This window comes from Fontibacillus forbon (assembly GCF_046559655.1).
Lineage (GTDB): Bacteria > Bacillota > Bacilli > Paenibacillales > Paenibacillaceae > Fontibacillus.
In genome coordinates, this window is sequence record NZ_JBKGFV010000001.1 from 825,750 (window position 1) to 844,213 (window position 18,464).

The window sequence follows — 18,464 nt, forward strand, 5'->3', positions numbered from 1 at the left end:
AGATGGAAGATATTAAAATCGGCTCATCCTTATCATTCGGCGGTTATAATTGGCTTGTGCTTGACAAACAAAACGATACAGCATTGATTATAACCGAAAATATTATAGAACACCGCTCTTACCATGATGCTTATAAAGAGATAACATGGGCCGACTGCGCGTTAAGAAAATATCTTAATGGTGAATTTTATGACAAATTCAACGCAGATGATCAATCAAGAATAATTCCGGTGTTAAATAAAAATCTAAACAATCAGTGGTATGGTTCAAAGGGCGGAGCAGATACGCAAGACAGTATATTTTTATTAAGCCTTGAGGAAGTCTGCAAATATTTCGGTGATAGCAGTTCAAAACTGCAAAACCGAGGAAAAAATCAAAGATATTGGTTTGAAAGAAAAGATGAAAACAACAGTAAGCGAATAGCAAGACTTCAGGGTAAAGAATGGGCTTGGTGGTGGTGGCTCCGGTCGCCCGGCCGCGTTAATGTAAAGGCCGTGTATATCTTTGGGACTGACGGTAATATAGGGATCCAAGGCAACAATATATTGAAAGGCAACATCAGTGATGGCAAATGTACAGGCGGCGTCCGTCCCGCTTTGTGGTTGAAGCTGTAAATTGAATCATGCCTAATAAACAAATCACTAAGCAGGACTAATGCGGCACAACGCCGTGATTAACCTGATTAGATACGCTCCCCCATAGGACAAGGCTATTAAGGCTTTGTCTTTATTTTTATGCTCGAATGGTGCTGTTTTCGCCGCCTGTACCGCCCATTCATGAAGATATTAAGGATTTTAAAGGGAGTGGGAAGCCCAATTTAGTAAGACCCGATATTAAAACTAGTAAATCTGGTGGAGTTGATTGTTTGTTACAAATAAGAACGAGGACTTTTGGAGGTCCCTTCTACTGACACTACACATGTGGATTGCCTAGCTTGCTGTACAATTTTATCAAATCTCCTCTGCTATTTAGTATTGATGAAAAAAAGACTCTGCTTCATGCTGCCCTATTTGCAAAAGAAGCCGGATATCCTTTGAGTGATCCTTTGAGTGAGGCATTAGGGAATGTAACATCCAAGTTAAAATGTATTCGAATCAGGAGCAGGAAAGTATACTAAGCCATCATTTAGCGAGATTTGAAGTAATAAACCGCAGGGATACCCCGCTGTTCAGCAGGTATTGCAGAAATTGGAGCACGCTGTAGCAAATGAATGGTCTGTAGAAATTTCTTATCGTAACAGTCATGAAGAGCAGTCCCCAAATAGGGTAATAGACCCCTAAGGCGTGGTTAATTGGAACAATAAGTGGTACACAATTGCATTTTGCCACCTGCGGAATGAGATCCGCAGTTTTCGGGTAGAACGAATTCTGAACATCACACGCACGCCATTCTCATTTAGGCGTCCCAACGGATTTTCAGCGCGTACTTTTTTATGAAAAATCTGTTTCCAGATGTAGTAGGTAAATCCGGATTAATTTCTTTAATTATTGGTGGCAGTGCAGAGGCGTTGGATGATTTATGCATACATTGGTTTTTGGAGCATCATTTGCAGGAATGGACATCAACGCAAGCAATTTTTTTACTTGAGGAAGAATCACTCTATACACATGTTCCGTATATAATTCTTCCCTATGGGAAATCCATTCAAATTATAGAGCCACAGAATCTAAAGAATAAACTTGTGGCGTTTGCTTCAGAGTTAATGGATTATTATTATCAAGTTTAACAACTTCACTGACAGTAGTTGTCAGTGAAGTTGTTTTATTATAATGATAACCACTCATTAAAGATGAATGGTTGCTGTTACCTAATAAACTTTATGAGGAGCACTTAGAAATGAATAATACAGTATATCTTTATGTGTTTGATACCATGTCCGATTGGGAAATAGGTTATTTAACCGCCGAACTGAACTCTGGAAGACACTTCAGACAGGGGCTGGCTCCAGCAAAAATAGTCACCGTTGGGATAGAAAAGACTCCAGTAACTACAATGGGCGGATTGAAAATAATGCCTGACATTAAAGTGGATGAGTGCAGCATTAATAGCGTAGATGCACTGATTTTACCTGGTGGAAATACATGGACAGAAGCTATTCACGTGCCCATATTAAAAATTGCCGAGATGTGTTTAAAGGAAGGGATAGTAGTTGGAGCAATTTGCGGCGCTACCTTAGGACTTGCTCAAGCAGGATTGTTAGATTCACGTTGGCACACAAGCAATGATTTGGCCTACCTTAAAATGATTTGCCATTCTTACACTGGCGAAGAATATTACAAAGTGGAATCTGCTGTCACCGATGGGAAATTGATCACCGCATCCGGAGTAGCTCCATTAGAATTTTCTATTCATATTTTAAAAGCGCTAGATGTATTTTCTCCAAAAACTTTAGAAGCTTGGTATCGTCTTAATAAAACTCATGAACCTAAATATTTCTACGAGTTAATGAATTCAATCCAATGACAGTATAGGGATATAAGGCATGTGGAGTGCTGTGTGTTGTTGGTGAGAAGTAATTGATTTTAAGCCACATTTACCTATTTGTAAAAAGCCTTACTGCCCGAATTCTCTTGAGTTCGGCTATATTTGTTATAACCCAAGTAATTAATTGTGCGCAGGGGGATTCGATGGGGATTCCATTCAGCAATAGAAGATAATGCTTTATAAGACCATTGGCAAAGTTGATGTTCGTCCGAGCAATTTTAAGTTCGCAAGTTTATCGGCACGATGAGAGTTAAGGTGCGAAATCAGGTGCACGAGTTATATTGACTGAGTAAGGTCTATAGGACTGGGCATGGCAACCATCATTTTGTGTCTTGTTATTAGAAAAAGTATACTTGGCAAGCCTATAGCCTTTTGGGATTTGCGGCAGGTCTGTTGGAACTGGTTGGGGCCTATCCTTGGCTGATTGGATCGGTAATGGTGTTTGTTTCCCAGCAGTTCTCCGCATGGTTTGTCATGCTCGGCCTGAGGTTGGCGTGGAAATCGGGGCATGCCGATATACATATTGATTGATAAACAAGCTCCCCAGATTCATCATAGGAGCTTGTTTTTGCATATTTTTCTTTTTCACCGGCATCACGCTTGGAACAGTATATTTGACTCGAAATATGTCGAATAGTTTTTAATTCACTTATAATACCTACTTGACTAGTTGGAATAATGGGTTTATAGTATGAAAAAAGCTTGAATAACAGAGGCAAGTTTCAAGATAGTTACATCTACAATCTATTAAAATTTCAAATTAATAATTGTATACAATTATACAAATATTTGTTCAGGCATCCCCAAATTGTCGATGAGGAGCAATAGAGGTATGGCGATAAGATCCCGAAGGTTGTCAAAGGATAATACCTACTATGCATTAAAACAAAAAATTATTGATAGCGAGTTGGAGCCGAATCAAGCGGTAAATGAAGAAAATTTGGCGGCGCTGCTCGGGGTAAGCCGCACTCCTCTAAGAGAGGCCATTCAGAGATTGGAGAACGAGGATTTTCTCGTTCGTCAGCCCAATGGAAGGTTGCGGGTGGCCTCGATAACGATCAAAGAGGTTGAAGAGGTATTTCTGATCCGCAGCATGCTCGAAGGCTACATTGCAAGAAGTGCGGCTAAGAACGCTACGGACAAAGACATTCAAAATTTAACGACGATGATGGAACGAATCAAACATTCCTTTCAACTGGGCGAGAAACAGGATTTCGTATCCTATGGCTTTGAATTCCATGATTATTTATATGAAATAAGCGAGCTTAAAACGTTCGAGAAAGTTCTGAATCAATTAAGAGGCCATTCGCTTCGCTACTGTCGCTATGTCTCCCTGCATGGGGATTGGAACACGCAAGCGGATGAAGAGCATAATTATATTTTGCAAATGATAGCGGACAAGAATGAAGACGGTGCGGAACAAGCCATGCGAAATCATATTTTAAGCAGTTTATCTACAGCGCTTGAGCATATCAAAGGGATTGACCGTATCGATCCTTAACGAAAGGGGAGTACCTCACCTATGAATCCACTGAATGAGGTAGATCAAGCTTTAGCTAGTCAATTGATAGAGGTTCGTAGAAACCTGCATCGAGAACCGGAGCTGGCCTATGAAGAGTTTAAAACTACAGGGAAACTGCGGGAATGGCTGACAAATGCCAATATACATATTCTTGACCTCCCTTTGGAAACCGGGCTGATCGCAGAGATCGGACAAGGCAGTGGGCCTATTGTGGCTATTCGCTGTGATATAGATGCGCTTCCGATAGAAGAACAGACGGAATTGCCCTTTGCATCGGAGATTCCAGGGAAAATGCATGCATGCGGTCATGACTTTCACACCGCTACCATTTTGGGTGCAGCCTTGTTGTTAAAAGAACGTGAAAGCGAATTGACGGGAAGAGTTAGAGTATTGTTCCAGCCTGCGGAAGAAACGGGACACGGGGCGGAAAGTGTTTTGGCATCAGGAGGTTTAAACGATGTTGCTGCCATATTCGGTTTGCATAATTCACCGGATCTGCCTACGGGAGCTTTCGGAACGAGAACGGGGGCTTTAACGGCAGGTGTTGACCGTTTTGAAATTACTGTAAAAGGCGTTGGCGCTCATGCCGCCACTCCGGAAAAAGGGGTGGATGCCATTGTGACCGCGGCTCAAATCATTACAATGCTGCAAACCATCGTAAGCCGCCAAAATAATACGATCGAGCCGGTTGTGTTAAGTGTTACCAGAATTAACGGGGGTTTCACTTGGAATGTATTGCCGGAAAAAGTCGAATTGGAAGGTACGGTTCGAACTTACAATGAAGAAATTCGCCTTCAAATTCCGATGCAAATGACGCGAATCATCGAAGGGATTGCCGCAGGAGCCGGGGCTGAGGCTCAGTTGCATTGGTATCCGGGTCCGCCAGCAACTATAAATCACGGGGAATGGGCTGATTTTGCCAAAGAGGTCGCCGTTGAAGCCGGATATGATGTGCATGATATCCCGCTCCAAATGGGCGGAGAGGATTTCTCATTCTATTTACAGCAGATCCCGGGGGCGTTTGTAAATATCGGAACCGGACCGGCCTATGCTTTGCATCACCCTCGTTTCGACGTGGATGAGGCAGCTATACTACCTACCGCTAAATATTTCGCTACCTTGGCAGAACAAGCGCTTGCGAAGCTGCAAGAGAAAGCTTAATCCTAAATCCACGATATGATTGAGGGGAATGAACATGATCGAATTAAAGAATGTTTACAAAACGTTCACTCGAAAAGGGGTCCATATTGATGCTCTAAAGGGGATCAATTTAAAGGTTGAAAAAGGCGATATATTCGGGGTTATCGGCTATAGCGGTGCGGGGAAAAGCACATTGATTCGTTTAGTCAATTACTTGGAGAGACCTACGGAAGGACAGGTCTTTGTAGATGGTCGGGATTTAGGAACCTATAACGATAAAGAGCTGCGAGCGGCCAAGAAAAATATAGGCATGATTTTTCAACATTTTAACCTGTTGGAATCCAAAAAAGTATTCGATAATGTTGCGATCCCTCTCGTTCTTCTAAAAAAGAATAAACAAGAAATCCGCGAGCGGGTACTGGAACTGCTGGAGTTTGTTGGATTAAGCGATAAAGCCGGAAGTTACCCCAGCGAATTATCGGGCGGACAGAAGCAGCGGGTCGGAATCGCCAGAGCGCTTGCCTCGAATCCATCTATCCTCCTCTGTGACGAAGCGACTTCAGCCTTGGATCCACAGACAACGCAATCGATTTTACAACTTTTGAAGAGAATCAACGCGGAATATAACATTACCGTGATGATCATTACGCATGAAATGTCCGTCATTCAAGAGATTTGTAACAAGGTGGCTGTGATGGAAGAAGGACGGATCATAGAACAAGGAAGCGTCCTGGATGTATTCGGTCACCCCAAACATGAGACCACGCAAAATTTTGTGAAGACGGTTATTCAAAATAGCATGACGTCCAGCGTTCAAAAATCAATAAAAACAGAACGTGGCAGTCTGCTTTATAAACTCAATTTTGTGGGGGAAAGTGCATCGGAGCCCATTCTGTATGAGCTGATTCGTTCCTTTGAAATAAAAGTCAATATTTTATTCGCGAATATGACAGAGATTCAAGATACGACACTGGGGACAGCCATCATTCAAATTCATGGCGATCAGGCTCAGGTTGACAATGCCTTGCGTTACTTGAAAAACCATGGAGTCAGTGTAGAGGAGGTAGAGTCAGATGTTTTCGACCACAATAACAAGTGACCAATTTCTGAAGGCAATCATAGAAACCATTCAAATGGTAGGGGTATCCCTTTTTGTTGGTTCCCTTCTAGGAATCCCTTTAGGAATATTACTTGTAATCACTCGTTCAGGTGGGGTTCTGGAGAACAGAGCACTTTACGCCATACTAAATCCGATTATTAACATCGTTCGCTCTCTGCCCTTTATTATTTTGCTGGTTGCGATTATTCCGTTTACAAGGTTAATTGTTCAAACTTCGATCGGGACAAGCGCAGCAATCGTACCGCTGATTATCTATATCGCTCCCTATATAGCTCGTTTGGTAGAGAACTCCCTGCTGGAAGTGAACCCGGGAATTCTTGAAGCCGCTGAAGCGATGGGGGCAACTCCATTACAAGTCATATGGTACTTTTTGTTGCCGGAAGCGGTGGGATCCTTAATCCTGTCCTTGACCACTGCAACGATCGGGTTGATCGGTGCAACCGCAATGGCCGGAACCGTAGGCGGCGGGGGAGTTGGAGACTTGGCTATAGTTTATGGATACCAACGCTTTGACACCGTAGTCGTGGTGGCCACCGTGATTATTCTCATCATTTTGGTACAAGGCATTCAATCTTTAGGCAACATGCTGGCGAGAAAAATTCGCCGTTATTAGATTAGATATTGCAGAAACAAGGAGGATCGACAGATGAGTGAATGGAGCAAGCAAGATCGGTTCAATGCCATATTATCCGGAGAAAGGGCGGATCGTCATATTGTCAGCGGATGGCGTCATTTTATCGACAAGGAACAAAATGCGGAAGATTTGTCAGCTACGACGATTTCTTTTACCAAGAAATATGACTGGGATTGGGTCAAAATTAATCCAAGAGCTACCTACTTGGCTGAAGCCTGGGGAAATCAGTATGACTTTACGGATTATCAAACCGTATTTCCCAGACAGAAAACGACTGCAATTCCAGTAGCCGACAATCTGTGGGATCTTGAAGTGAAAAAGGCTACCCAGACAGGATCTTTACTGGAGCATTTGGAGGCCGTCAGAAAAATCCGTCAAGGGTTACCGGACACGCCGCTAATCCAAACGGTATTTTCGCCTTTAACGGTGTTGCTGTTTATCGTAGGGCGTTCAGCTTATGTAACGAAAACCGTGTTTGGCATTGAGCATCCCGTTACTTTGGAATCGTTGTTTAAAGAGCATAGAGCGGCAGCACACCATGCGTTGCATGTGATTTCATTAACCTTAGCCGATTATGTGCAAGAGTTGCAGCGAGCGGGTTCGGATGGTTTGTTCTATGCGGTGACCGGTACGGCACATCCGGGATTATTTGATGAAGCGATGTTTGATGAGCTGTCAAGACCCTATGATTCTATTGTTTTGGAGGCTGCTAGCTATGGCAAAAACATCCTGCACACCTGTGGAGCCTATGCACAACCTGAGAAATTTAATGATTACCGCATTGACGGGATCAGCTGGGATACTATAGCCGAAGGAAATCCGGGTTTGGAAGCAAATCTCAAAGCTACTAAAGTAGGCGGGATTGATCATGGCTTGTTTGCCGTAAACGACATTGAACAAATTCGCAAGCAAGCTAAAGAAGCTTTGACCTTAATGAAAGACCAACCATTTATTCTCTCGCCAAATTGCGCTATCCCGTTGAGTGTAACCGATGAGGCGTTGGAACAATTAAAGAGATCCATATTTGAATAGGAGATGAGAGTATGAAAAAGAAGTTCATGTTAGTGGTGTTGATAGGGGTTTTGGCGGTATTGACGGCTTGTGGCAATAAGCAAGCCGATAATGCTGGAGACAAGAAAATAATCACGGTAGGATTTGGTGTCGGTACCTATGAGGAACAATTCCGTCAATCGATTCTGCCGATTCTCGAGAAACAAGGCTATACCGTTGATATTAAAACCTTCTCGCAAAACATGCAGGTCAATCCGGCGATGAAGGAAGGCTCCATTGACGCCAGTATATTCCAAAGCACGGCCTATATGGAAGCCATTAATGAAGAAATTAATGCAGATATGACAGGAATCGCTTATGTGCCAGGTGCCCCGCAAGGTCTTTATTCCGTAAAGCATACTACTCTTGACGATGTCAAAGACGGTACGACGGTGGCTGTTCCCAACGATCCGGTGAACCAGGAGCGTGCACTTCGTATTCTGGAAGAATTGGGCTGGATCAAAATCAAAGAAGGAGCAGGTGTAGCGGATTTCAACATTAACAGTATGGAACCGGATAAGTATAACATCGATATTAAAATTTTGGACCCGGCACAAATTCTCGTATCCCTTCAGGATGTTGATTATGGTGTCGTAAACGGTAATTACATTGCGAATTCACCGGACAGAAAAATTACGGACGCGTTGAAGATTGAAAATACGCCAATGCAGCACAGAATCATTGTATCGGTTAACAAAAAGGATGAAAATTCCCAGTGGGCCAAAGACTTGAAGGCTGCGTACGAATCCAAAGAGTTTGAAGAATACATCCTTGGTCTAGAGAAGTATGACGGTTTCATTCTGCCGGAAGCATGGGAGAACAACTAATAAGGAAGTGAACGCAAGTGACACAGAAAAAGATTCATTTTATTGGCGGAGGACAGATGGCGGAAGCGATCATCCGCGCGAGTATTGCCAATAGTACGCTGTCCCCGGACCAAATAAGCGTTTCGGATATTAACGAAGCACGTCTTCAGCTGTTGAAGGCAAAGTACAGTGTAAATACGGAAAGTTCGCAAGTGCAAGGTCTTTCTGCGGCAGAATTGATCGTGGTTGCAGTTCGTCCGCAGGATGATTTGAATGCACTCGGACAAATCGTACAACAATTCGCTTCACCTACTGCCGCAGTCGTATCGATTGTGGCGGGTGTAACGATTGAGAAGTTAGGCGGTTATTTTGGAGCGGAGCGCCCGATAATCCGGGTCATTCCCAATACATTGACCGATACGGGTTACGGATATAGCGGTGTAGCCTTAAATGCCTACGCCACTCGTGATCAAGTAGAGGATTTCTTGCTCGGCTTCGGCAAAGTACAATATCTGGAGGAGTCGTACATCGATATCTTCACCGGCTTCGGTGTGGCCGGACCTAACTATATCTATTATTTCATTGAATCATTCGTGGATGCCGGTGTCCTTGCCGGACTGCCGCGGGATCAGGCATGGAAGGTAGCGCTGGAGAATATGATGGGGGCGGTTATGATGCTGCAGCAGACCGGCCTGCACCCAAGACAGCTGCTTGATATTAACAATTCACCCGGCGGTGTCGGTATGCATGGGTTATACGAACTGAACAACAGCGACTTCGCGGCCGGATTGCAGAGAAGCGTATTGGCAGCCGTAAAGCGGACCACTGAGCTGGGAGTGAAGGAATAATGACAACCCTGAAATGGGATCATTTAGTACACTATGTCAATGATCTGGATAAACCGGTTGAAATCTTCGGAGATCATGGTTTGATTGCTTTTAAGGGGGGGGCTCATAAGGATTGGGGAACCTATAATGCTTTGAGTTACTTTGGGCTAACCTATATCGAGTTTCTCGGCATTGAGAATCTGGAGTTAGCGAAGGCAACTAAGCACAATGTCGTTGTAAGGGATGCGGTTAAAGTTCTTCCGGAGCATGAAGTCTTGAGCAGGGTTGTGATCCGGAGTGATGATATTGAAGAAACGGCTGCTTCCTTGAAGTCTGCAGGATTATTATTATCCCCTATTATCGATGGCCGGCGTCTGGATAACGAGGGCAGATTAATAGAGTGGCGGATGATGACCATAGATGGGGACTTTCAAGGACTGGTCTATCCGTTTATCATTCAATGGAGCGGAAATGATGAAGAGAGACTGGAACAGTTAACGGCATCCGGAGTCATTCAATCCCATCCTGCGGGTCATGCCGAAATTAAGAGGGCGGTATTCCGCGTCTCCGATCCCGCAGCTGCTGCTGAACATTGGGGAAAGTGTTTTGGACTGCCAATTGTACAGTCAGAAGCTAATAACAACTTCACCCTTCAGATTGGAGATAAGACTTTTGATTTCGTGCAAGGGGATGAGAATCAATTCAAACAGGTCATTGTTGAAACGGATTCCACCGGATTAAAAGGAAAGAGTATTCAAATTGGTGCAGGCGAATATGTTTTCCTTGAAAAGGCAACCCCTTAAAGTGATATCCTAGGTCTGATTATAGGCTTGTTATCGTCTAAAGCGATAACAAGCCTATTTTCATTTTCTCCCATGTAGCGAAAATTTAGTGTATTCTGGGATTAGGAGAACCGGAGAGAAACTTTGGAAAAAGGTGGTATTATGAAGAGATTTACGTTAGGTATTGCAGTATTGGCATTTGTGGTGCTAGCAGGTTGTTCACAGAAGGAAAATCATTTAACAGAACAATCTATATCCAATATAGAAGCTTCTGTTGAATCGCCCGAGAAATCAGCAGCAGAGATATTAAACGATCTGGCTGGCCAAGAGTTTTCAATCCAAGCTGATCAGATTAGTGAAGATGATTATGGTTCTATGGAAGCCTTCGGAAAAGCCTTCATAAATCTTTATACCGGTGCTGTTGCAAATCAGGAAAGAGTATCATTTGAGAACTATATCTCTAATGAAAATCTGCTTCTATTCACTAATAAAATGTTGGAGTTGGAGCAACGGCAGGATTTGAAGGGAGCCAATGGCGTGATTTTCGGCTTGAATAATGAGTTTAAGGAAGCAGAGTTCAAGAGGCTGGATAACAATATTTACCACCTGGAATTATCCTTTTTAAACCAGGGGTCCGGAATGAGTTGCAAGCTGTTAGTTCGTTCTGTTAACAGGTCATTACAAATAGTAGATTTGTATTTTGGAAACAAAGACGGTATAGACACGATGGCAACGGGTCATCCGGCGGTAAGAAGACTTGATAATCCTAAATTGTGGGATGACCAGCAATGGGTTGAAGGTGTGATGGAGAAGCTTGGGCAATATGAAACCGAACTGAGTTCTTGAGCATGTTATGTGATAATATAACTGATAAAGTGTAATTAGCGACAATTATGACGAAGGAGTTTTAAATAATGGATCAAGAAATTAAGAAAAATGAGATTCTATCGGCATTTCAATTTAGACATGCGACTAAAGATTTCGATCCTGATAAGAAAATAAGTAATGCTGATTTTGAGTACATATTAGAGACGGGCCGTTTGTCTCCAAGCTCGTATGGCTTCGAACCTTGGAAGTTTGTTATTGTGCAAAATAAGGACCTACGATCCAAGCTTGCGGAGCACGCAACGGGAGCGAGAAAGCAGTTACTGTCAGCCAGTCATTTTATGATTATTTTGGCGAGATTACCGAAAGATATGGTTGCTGGCTCTGATTATATTAAGCGAATGTTGGAGCATGTCCAGAAGCTGTCACCCGAAACTTTACAGGCGAAGCGGAACAACTATGATCATTTTTTGAAAACAAGTTTTGCAATCGAGGATGATCCAAGAGTTATGTTCGAATGGGCTTGCCGTCAAACTTATATTGCATTAGGCAACATGATGACTGCTGCCGCTTTGATTGGTATAGATTCTTGCCCGATGGAAGGATTTAATAGAGCGAAGATCAATGAACTGTTAATTGCGGAAGGGATTATGGATCCTGAACATTTCGGTATTTCCGTTATGGCTGCTTTTGGCTATCGATTGCATGACCCATCCGGGAAGACGCGTCGATGCGCGCAAGAAGTCGTTGAGTGGTTAGAATAGAAGAATTGTTTGAATTGAAGAAGAGATAGGGAGGGCTGCACTAGCTGCGGTGCCTCTCTATTTCCTTTTTGGGGTCTATTTTTGTTACAATGCTGTCAGGGTATGGTTCTATTTAAGATGAACTATTGAAATGGATCTTAGGGCACGTACATAAAATGTTCCTGCGATCGCTGGAGTTTTACTTAAAGGAGATTATCATATGTTCAAAATATTTATCGTCGAAGACGATCATCAGCTTGCCATGCTGTTACAGGAATATCTGCAAAGGTTCGGCTATAGTACGCAAACCGTACAAGATTTTGACCAAGTGAAGCAGGAGTTCGAAGCGGCAGCCCCGCATCTGGTATTGCTTGATGTGAATTTGCCGAAATACGACGGGTATTACTGGTGCCGGCAGATTCGGAATCTTTCCACGTGTCCCATCCTGTTTATCTCGGCCCGCGAAGGGAAGATGGACCAGGTCATGGCGCTGGAAAACGGCGGGGATGATTATATAACGAAACCGTTTGATTATGATATCGTGATCGCGAAAATCATGAGCCATTTGCGCAGGGCATATGGGACTTATGCCGGAGGAGGCGGAGAACGGGGCGTAAGTTTCGACGGGTTAAGGTTGGATAAAGACCGCCTCAATTTATGCTTGAACGATGAAAAGGTGGAGCTCAGCCTGACGGAAGTAAAAATGCTGGAGGAACTGATGCAGCGGGGAGAACAAATCGTCAGCCGCGACCGGCTGCTGGAGAAAATATGGGATGACCAGACTTTTGTCGACGACAATACGCTGAATGTGTATGTGACCCGAGTGCGCAAAAAGCTGTCCGCTTTGGGGATCGAAGATGCGCTTCAGACCGTGCGCGGACAAGGCTACCGGCTCGTCTCCCGATGGGAGGAGAAACAATGAAGCTGTTTCTGAAAGATCAGCGGCCGCTATTAACGGTCTATCTCCTTCAGCTCCTGACCGTTTCCGGGGTATATTGGCTTGACGGTTACCGCAACATGGCCATGGTGCTTTATGCCGCTCTGCTAAGCGGATGCCTGCTGGCGGTGTATCTCGTTTTCCGCTACATGACGAACCGGTCGTTTTACCGCTGTCTGGAACGGGGTGAAGGGTTGGACGCCTTTAAAGAGGTATCGCCTCAAACCCCGTTGTCCGAGTCGTTACACCAGTTCTTAAAAAAACAATACCGCCATTACGTATCTGAATTGAACCGCCAGCAACACAAAATCAATCACCATCTTCAGTTCATCACCCAATGGGTCCATCAAATGAAGACCCCGGTTTCCGTCATTCATCTTATGGTCCAGGATAGCGACGATTCTCGCTCAACGGCTATAGGCGATGAGGTGGATCGGCTCCGCAAAGGCTTGGATCTGGTGCTGTATACCGCCAGGCTGGATTCGTTCTCGCATGATTTCGTTGTGGAGAAACTGGATATGGAGTGTCTTGTACGCGCGGCCGTGTCGGCGCAGAAGCGACTGTTTATCCGCAGCAAAGTGTTTCCGCAACTGGATTTTGCTCCGGAGCCGTTAATCATTGCTACCGATGAGAAATGGCTGACTTTCGTGCTTACACAAATCCTGACGAATGCGGTCAGATATACCGCAAAAGAACCGGGGACCATTACGATCCGCGGCTTCCGGCGGGAAGAAAAGGCGGTTCTGGAAATCCAGGATGAAGGAGTAGGCATACCGGACAGCGATTTGCCGCGCGTATTTGATGCCTATTTTACCGGAGAAAACGGAAGAAACTTTAGAGAATCCACGGGGATGGGGCTGTATCTTGTTAAACAGATTTGCGATCAGCTCGGCCACTTGGTGGAACTGGAATCCGTCGTCCGCCAAGGTACGCTGGTCCGGTTTGTCTTCCATTCGGAACAGAGCCACCTTACAAAGGAGTAAGGTGATTGTAAGATTGATCCATGGTTAGCCTGGTTTAGTCGCCCTATAATGAAAACATCACCGAGAAGGAGGTGCACCCATGGCTGTTTTGGAGGTCCGGGAGTTATCCAAAATTTATGAAGGAACGATATCGACGAGGGCGCTGGATAATGTGAGCTTCGCCCTGAAGCAGGGGGAATTCGTCGGGATTATGGGCCCGTCGGGAAGCGGGAAAACGACATTGTTGAACGTGATCGCGACAATCGATGAGCCTACATCGGGTCTTGTAAAGATTGGGGAACACAATCCGCATGAGTTGGACAAAGAAGAAATGGCGCTGTTTCGGAGACGGGAGCTGGGCTTCATTTTTCAGCATTTTAACTTGCTCGATACATTGACGGTAGAAGAAAATATCGTCCTTCCTTTAACCCTGGACGGTGCACCCGTTGCGGATATGAAGAAGAGTTGTCTAGAGCTGGTGCGCAGACTGGATATTGAATCCGTCATGAAGAAATACCCGCAGGAAATTTCAGGGGGACAGATGCAGCGGACGGCGATCGCCAGGGCCATGATTCATCAACCTTCGCTGGTGCTGGCGGATGAACCGACCGGGAATCTCGATTCCAAAGCTTCCAAAGATGTCATGGAGGCTTTCGACATGATGAACCGCGAAGAGCGAACCACCATTCTGATGGTCACGCATGATGCCTTCGCCGCGAGCTTTTGCCATCGCGTGCTATTTATCAAGGACGGCAGGCTGTATAACGAGATTTATCGCGGGGAGAACCGGCAGACTTTTTTTCAAAAAATCATCGATATGATGTCGCTGCTGGGAGGAGAGACCGATCACCTTTCGTCAATTCGCCTTTAGCCATGTGTTGCGCAACAAACGTACCTATGCCGCTTATTTCCTGAGCAGCGCCTTTTCGGTCATGGTTTTCTTCGTTTGCGCCCTGTTCCTGTTTCATCCGGACTTGAAAGCCCAGGTGGCGTGGAATTCGGCATTGCTGGTGCTCGCGGAAGCGGAAGTGATTATGTTTCTGTTTTGTTTTTTGTTCGTGCTTTATTCCGTCGGCTCGTTTCTTCGTTCCCGCAAGCGGGAGTTCGGCATTCTGCTGATGCACGGGATGACGGTGAAGCAGCTGCGCAAAATGGTGTTCATGGAAAATATGCTGGTCGCGGCGGGATCGCTCGGAACCGGCATACTTGCCGGATTACTAACCGCCAAGCTGTTCCTGCTGGCCGGGTCCAATTTGCTCGGTATCGATCCGCTCTCTTTTCACGTTTCACCCTATAGCCTGCTGCTGACGATCCTGTCTTTCCTGTTGCTCTTTCTCGTCATCTCGCTCTGTACGACGATGCTGCTCGGCTCCACCCGGCTGATCGATTTGTTCCAATCGGGAATCAAGCGGGATGTCAAACCGAAATTTTCGAAGGCGTTGGCCCTGCTTGCGGGCGTCTTGCTTCTGGCCAGTTATGCGCTGGCTGTGACGGCGACGGCCTCCACCGTGAAGGTTCGGATGCTGCCGGTTACCGCGATGACGATCGTGGGGACGTATCTGTTTTTCACCCAGGCCAGTGTAGCTTTGCTCGGATTCATGAAAAAAAATCTGACCCGGTATTGGAAGAAAAGCAATCTGGTACTGGTATCCAACCTATCTTACCGGATGAAGGATAATGCGAGAATGTTCTTTCTCGTTACGATAATAACGACGATCACGTTTTGCGCCGTAGGGGTATTTGCGTCCATTAACCGGTTGTCCGGTGACTTTGCCATGGATCATCCCGCTCAAATCGGCTATGTATCCAAGGAAGACGAAAGCCTGGAGAAGAGTCATCTGGAGATGATTTCGGAGGAATTGGCGGCACGGGGAGCTTCATATCGTACGGAAAAAATAGATTTGGTCTATGTCCGTGTATTGTCGTCTTCGCTTGCTTCCGGGCCGGATGTGCTGCCGGTAATTTCTTTTTCCGATTACGGGCGTGCCTTATCGGCTGCGGGGTATTCTCTTCACGAACAGTCTCCGGCAGAGGATGGGGCTTTCGTGCTGATGAGCTCGCATCGGGAAAAATTGCTTCTTCAGGAAAGGAAACCGGCGAGTTATCGATTGGGGGAAGACGGCCTCCTGCTGCATGAAATCGGGATAACCGAGCGGGTGTCCATTGCCGACCATCTGACGCCGGAACTCGGGAATCAGCGGGAGGGAGTCTTCTCCGGGCTCGTAGTGAACGATGCTGTGAAAGAACGGCTGCGGCTTGATGATTCCTCCAGAGTGGAACGGTACACTGCTTATTACACTGAAAGCATGGAATCGACCGTGGGGATCGCATCCCATTTGACGGAGAACGGAAAAATGGACTATGAACGGGGCAAGCCGTATGCCATGACGGTCAGCGGAACCTTGTTCGAGGTCCAGCGGACAACGTTTGGAGCGTTGCTATTTTTTGCCCTGTTGGTCGGCACCGTATTCTTCATTGCCGCAGGGAGCTTTCTCTATTTCCGATTGTATAGCGATCTGGACTATGATCGCAGGCAATACCTGGCCCTAACCAAGATCGGCATGACGCAAAAGGAGATGGAAAAGATGGTGTCCCGCCAATTGGGCCTGCTGTTTTTTCTGCCGGTCGGCGTAGCCATGGTGCACAGCTTGTTTGCTTTTATCGCGCTGCAACGGTATGTGTATATTTCGATCGCTTGGGAAGCCGCGGCAATTCTGGCTAGCTTTTGTCTCGTGCAGGTCATCTATTTTTGGTTTATCCGCGCCCGCTATTTGCGCAATTTACAAAAGGTACATCACTAAATGGAATCATTAACATGCTGGAGGTTATCCGTGGAAAATTGGATTACGAATATAATGGAGCAGTTCGGTTATGCCGGAATTTTACTTCTGATTGCACTTGAAAATGTATTTCCTCCGATCCCGTCGGAAGTGATCCTGACTTTCGGCGGATTTATGACCACCTATTCCAGTTTGACGGTGACGGGAGTTGTCATCGCAGCTACGGTCGGCTCTGTACTCGGTGCGGTGATCTTGTACGGTGCCGGGTATTTGATCAACGTGGACCGACTGGAGGGTTGGATCGACAAATACGGCCGCTTTCTGCGCCTCAAAAAAGAGGACATCCGCCGGGCGGACGCCTGGTTTGACAAGTACGGCTATTGGACGGTGCTATTTTGCCGGATGATCCCGCTTATTCGCAGTTTAATTTCAATACCGGCGGGCATCTCGAAAATGAAATTCGGTTTGTTCCTGCTGTATACAACGATCGGTACCCTGATCTGGAATATCGTGCTCGTCTCCGTAGGTGCCGCGGTAGGCGGATCGTGGGAGAAAATCGTCGAGTTTATGGATGTATATTCCAATATCGCCTATGCGGCTATCGCTGTCTGCGGTCTTGGGGGAATCTATCTGTTTTTGCGGAAAAGAAAAAGAACATAGGTCGAAGCCGGACCTCTTATCGCTATATTGCAGGAAAATTTGATGGGCATTATTTGTCCAAGGGACACGTCTGAAGTGATTCAAGTTTGAAGTGATTCAAGTGGAAGATGGGGAGATCAAGTCATGGACATCATTGCCGTTATTAAAGCGATTATTCTTGGTTTTGTGGAAGGAATGACCGAATTTGCTCCGGTTTCTTCGACCGGGCACATGATTATTGTGGACGATATGTGGTTGAAGACGGAGCAATTGTTCGCTTCGAGATATGTGGCCAATACGTTTAAAGTTGTCGTTCAATTGGGCTCCATCCTGGCCGTGTTGGTCGTATTCAAAGACCGTTTCATCGATTTGCTGGGCTTGTCCCGGTTGAGAAGAAACAAGCGGCAAGACGGGGGCGCAGGTTTGGGTGAAAGATTGGAAGGTGCCGGTCGCGAAGGAAATGATAGCGTTGGTGTCAACGCCCATAGAGGTCCCCGCCTAAAACTGGCACAGGTGATCGTCGGATTGATTCCGGCCGGGATTCTGGGCGTTCTGCTGGAGGATATGATCGATGAATATTTGTTCTCCACGGCTACCGTCCTGGTCGGTCTTGTAGCAGGAGCGCTGCTGATGATCGCGGCGGATCGTTTCGGTCCCAAGCGGCCGAAGATAGAAACCGTAGATCAAATTACTTACAAACAAGCATTTGCTGTCGGTTTGTTCCAGTGCTTCTCGATTTGGCCGGGCTTCTCCCGGTCCGGGTCAACGATTTCCGGCGGGGTACTGCTCGGGTTGAGCCACCGGGCCGCAGCGGATTTTACGTTCATTATGGCCGTTCCGATCATGGCCGGTGCCAGCTTGCTGTCGCTGCTTAAAAACTGGCAGTACTTCACGATGGACGCGCTGCCTTTCTTCATTGCAGGCTTTATAAGCGCTTTTGTGTTTGCTCTTCTGTCGATCCGCTTCTTTCTGAAGCTGATCAACCGGATCAAGCTGGTGCCGTTCGCGGTATATCGGATACTGCTGGCGGCGGTGATCGGGGTGTTGTATTTCTGGTGAGACTCGTTTCGTTTCGTTGCGGCTTGATTGCTGCGGATTGTGCCGATAAACCCTAATTTAACTGGAAAACCTCCAGCTAATTTTCAGCCAGTAAGCTCTCTTCGCAAATTAACTGGAAAACCTACAGTTAATTTGGCCATAAACGGCCAGTTGC

20 protein-coding genes are annotated in these 18,464 nt (G+C 45.8%); all 20 read left to right on the plus strand.

Going from position 1 to position 18,464, the window contains the following annotated elements; genetic code table 11:
- Nucleotides 1–2 precede the first annotated feature (2 nt).
- A complete protein-coding gene (locus tag ACLB09_RS03830; RefSeq protein ID WP_410768417.1) occupies nucleotides 3–614 on the plus strand; it encodes a DUF6273 domain-containing protein in 612 nt (203 codons plus the stop codon).
- 669 nt (nucleotides 615–1,283) lie between these two features.
- A complete protein-coding gene (locus tag ACLB09_RS03835) occupies nucleotides 1,284–1,436 on the plus strand; it encodes a helix-turn-helix transcriptional regulator (RefSeq protein ID WP_410768418.1) in 153 nt (50 codons plus the stop codon).
- The gene (locus ACLB09_RS03840) at nucleotides 1,433–1,726 is read left to right on the plus strand and encodes a hypothetical protein (protein ID WP_410768419.1); all 294 of its coding nucleotides are present in this window, start codon (nucleotides 1,433–1,435) and stop codon (nucleotides 1,724–1,726) included. Before ACLB09_RS03835 ends, ACLB09_RS03840 begins: the two co-directional genes overlap by 4 nt.
- 110 nt (nucleotides 1,727–1,836) lie before the next feature.
- Nucleotides 1,837–2,463 (plus strand): type 1 glutamine amidotransferase family protein, encoded by a 627-nt coding sequence (locus tag ACLB09_RS03845; RefSeq protein WP_410768421.1) that lies wholly within the window; start codon nucleotides 1,837–1,839, stop codon nucleotides 2,461–2,463.
- An 853-nt stretch (nucleotides 2,464–3,316) separates the two neighbouring features.
- Entirely contained in the window at nucleotides 3,317–3,985 is a 669-nt protein-coding gene (locus tag ACLB09_RS03850) for a GntR family transcriptional regulator (protein WP_410768422.1), read from the plus strand.
- Nucleotides 3,986–4,015: 30 nt separating this feature from the next.
- Nucleotides 4,016–5,167: an amidohydrolase gene (locus tag ACLB09_RS03855; RefSeq protein ID WP_410768995.1), complete on the plus strand. Its 1,152-nt coding sequence runs from the start codon at nucleotides 4,016–4,018 to the stop codon at nucleotides 5,165–5,167.
- Nucleotides 5,168–5,201: 34 nt separating this feature from the next.
- Nucleotides 5,202–6,245 (plus strand): methionine ABC transporter ATP-binding protein, encoded by a 1,044-nt coding sequence (locus ACLB09_RS03860; protein ID WP_410768423.1) that lies wholly within the window; start codon nucleotides 5,202–5,204, stop codon nucleotides 6,243–6,245.
- Entirely contained in the window at nucleotides 6,220–6,879 is a 660-nt protein-coding gene (locus ACLB09_RS03865) for a methionine ABC transporter permease (RefSeq protein ID WP_410768424.1), read from the plus strand. Before ACLB09_RS03860 ends, ACLB09_RS03865 begins: the two co-directional genes overlap by 26 nt.
- 33 nt (nucleotides 6,880–6,912) lie before the next feature.
- On the plus strand, nucleotides 6,913–7,932 hold the full coding sequence (locus ACLB09_RS03870; RefSeq protein ID WP_410768426.1) for a uroporphyrinogen decarboxylase family protein: 1,020 nt from the start codon (nucleotides 6,913–6,915) through the stop codon (nucleotides 7,930–7,932).
- Nucleotides 7,933–7,943: 11 nt separating this feature from the next.
- Complete coding sequence (locus ACLB09_RS03875) at nucleotides 7,944–8,777, plus strand: MetQ/NlpA family ABC transporter substrate-binding protein (RefSeq protein ID WP_410768427.1); 834 nt, start codon at nucleotides 7,944–7,946, stop codon at nucleotides 8,775–8,777.
- A gap of 17 nt (nucleotides 8,778–8,794) precedes the next feature.
- On the plus strand, nucleotides 8,795–9,604 hold the full coding sequence (proC, locus tag ACLB09_RS03880; protein ID WP_410768428.1) for a pyrroline-5-carboxylate reductase: 810 nt from the start codon (nucleotides 8,795–8,797) through the stop codon (nucleotides 9,602–9,604).
- Nucleotides 9,604–10,386: a VOC family protein gene (locus ACLB09_RS03885; RefSeq protein WP_410768430.1), complete on the plus strand. Its 783-nt coding sequence runs from the start codon at nucleotides 9,604–9,606 to the stop codon at nucleotides 10,384–10,386. The genes proC and ACLB09_RS03885 overlap by 1 nt, the downstream gene beginning before the upstream one ends.
- 123 nt (nucleotides 10,387–10,509) lie before the next feature.
- Nucleotides 10,510–11,211, plus strand: coding sequence for a hypothetical protein (locus ACLB09_RS03890; RefSeq protein WP_410768431.1), 702 nt, complete (start codon nucleotides 10,510–10,512; stop codon nucleotides 11,209–11,211).
- Between the two features lie 68 nt (nucleotides 11,212–11,279).
- Nucleotides 11,280–11,954 carry an NAD(P)H-dependent oxidoreductase gene (locus ACLB09_RS03895; RefSeq protein ID WP_410768433.1) on the plus strand — a complete coding sequence of 225 codons (675 nt, stop codon included), beginning with the start codon at nucleotides 11,280–11,282 and terminating at the stop codon, nucleotides 11,952–11,954.
- A gap of 199 nt (nucleotides 11,955–12,153) precedes the next feature.
- Nucleotides 12,154–12,855 carry a response regulator transcription factor gene (locus tag ACLB09_RS03900; protein ID WP_410768434.1) on the plus strand — a complete coding sequence of 234 codons (702 nt, stop codon included), beginning with the start codon at nucleotides 12,154–12,156 and terminating at the stop codon, nucleotides 12,853–12,855.
- Nucleotides 12,852–13,853, plus strand: a complete 1,002-nt coding sequence (locus ACLB09_RS03905; RefSeq protein ID WP_410768435.1) for a HAMP domain-containing histidine kinase — start codon at nucleotides 12,852–12,854, stop codon at nucleotides 13,851–13,853. Before ACLB09_RS03900 ends, ACLB09_RS03905 begins: the two co-directional genes overlap by 4 nt.
- Before the next feature lie 79 nt (nucleotides 13,854–13,932).
- Nucleotides 13,933–14,703, plus strand: a complete 771-nt coding sequence (locus ACLB09_RS03910; protein ID WP_410768436.1) for an ABC transporter ATP-binding protein — start codon at nucleotides 13,933–13,935, stop codon at nucleotides 14,701–14,703.
- 4 nt (nucleotides 14,704–14,707) lie between these two features.
- The gene (locus ACLB09_RS03915; RefSeq protein ID WP_410768437.1) at nucleotides 14,708–16,633 is read left to right on the plus strand and encodes an ABC transporter permease; all 1,926 of its coding nucleotides are present in this window, start codon (nucleotides 14,708–14,710) and stop codon (nucleotides 16,631–16,633) included.
- A gap of 30 nt (nucleotides 16,634–16,663) precedes the next feature.
- On the plus strand, nucleotides 16,664–17,272 hold the full coding sequence (locus ACLB09_RS03920; protein ID WP_410768438.1) for a DedA family protein: 609 nt from the start codon (nucleotides 16,664–16,666) through the stop codon (nucleotides 17,270–17,272).
- A gap of 123 nt (nucleotides 17,273–17,395) precedes the next feature.
- Complete coding sequence (locus ACLB09_RS03925) at nucleotides 17,396–18,310, plus strand: undecaprenyl-diphosphate phosphatase (protein ID WP_410768439.1); 915 nt, start codon at nucleotides 17,396–17,398, stop codon at nucleotides 18,308–18,310.
- Nucleotides 18,311–18,464: the final 154 nt, after the last annotated feature.

Bases quoted from the DNA above. Each gene is read 5' to 3' on its own strand.
- ACLB09_RS03830 (WP_410768417.1), top strand. From the start codon at position 3: ATGGAAGATATTAAAATCGGCTCATCCTTATCATTCGGCGGTTATAAT.
- ACLB09_RS03840 (WP_410768419.1), top strand. From the start codon at position 1,433: ATGAAAAATCTGTTTCCAGATGTAGTAGGTAAATCCGGATTAATTTCT.
- ACLB09_RS03845 (WP_410768421.1), top strand. From the start codon at position 1,837: ATGAATAATACAGTATATCTTTATGTGTTTGATACCATGTCCGATTGG.
- ACLB09_RS03850 (WP_410768422.1), top strand. From the start codon at position 3,317: ATGGCGATAAGATCCCGAAGGTTGTCAAAGGATAATACCTACTATGCA.
- ACLB09_RS03860 (WP_410768423.1), top strand. From the start codon at position 5,202: ATGATCGAATTAAAGAATGTTTACAAAACGTTCACTCGAAAAGGGGTC.
- ACLB09_RS03865 (WP_410768424.1), top strand. From the start codon at position 6,220: ATGTTTTCGACCACAATAACAAGTGACCAATTTCTGAAGGCAATCATA.
- ACLB09_RS03870 (WP_410768426.1), top strand. From the start codon at position 6,913: ATGAGTGAATGGAGCAAGCAAGATCGGTTCAATGCCATATTATCCGGA.
- ACLB09_RS03875 (WP_410768427.1), top strand. From the start codon at position 7,944: ATGAAAAAGAAGTTCATGTTAGTGGTGTTGATAGGGGTTTTGGCGGTA.
- ACLB09_RS03885 (WP_410768430.1), top strand. From the start codon at position 9,604: ATGACAACCCTGAAATGGGATCATTTAGTACACTATGTCAATGATCTG.
- ACLB09_RS03895 (WP_410768433.1), top strand. From the start codon at position 11,280: ATGGATCAAGAAATTAAGAAAAATGAGATTCTATCGGCATTTCAATTT.
- ACLB09_RS03900 (WP_410768434.1), top strand. From the start codon at position 12,154: ATGTTCAAAATATTTATCGTCGAAGACGATCATCAGCTTGCCATGCTG.
- ACLB09_RS03905 (WP_410768435.1), top strand. From the start codon at position 12,852: ATGAAGCTGTTTCTGAAAGATCAGCGGCCGCTATTAACGGTCTATCTC.
- ACLB09_RS03910 (WP_410768436.1), top strand. From the start codon at position 13,933: ATGGCTGTTTTGGAGGTCCGGGAGTTATCCAAAATTTATGAAGGAACG.
- ACLB09_RS03925 (WP_410768439.1), top strand. From the start codon at position 17,396: ATGGACATCATTGCCGTTATTAAAGCGATTATTCTTGGTTTTGTGGAA.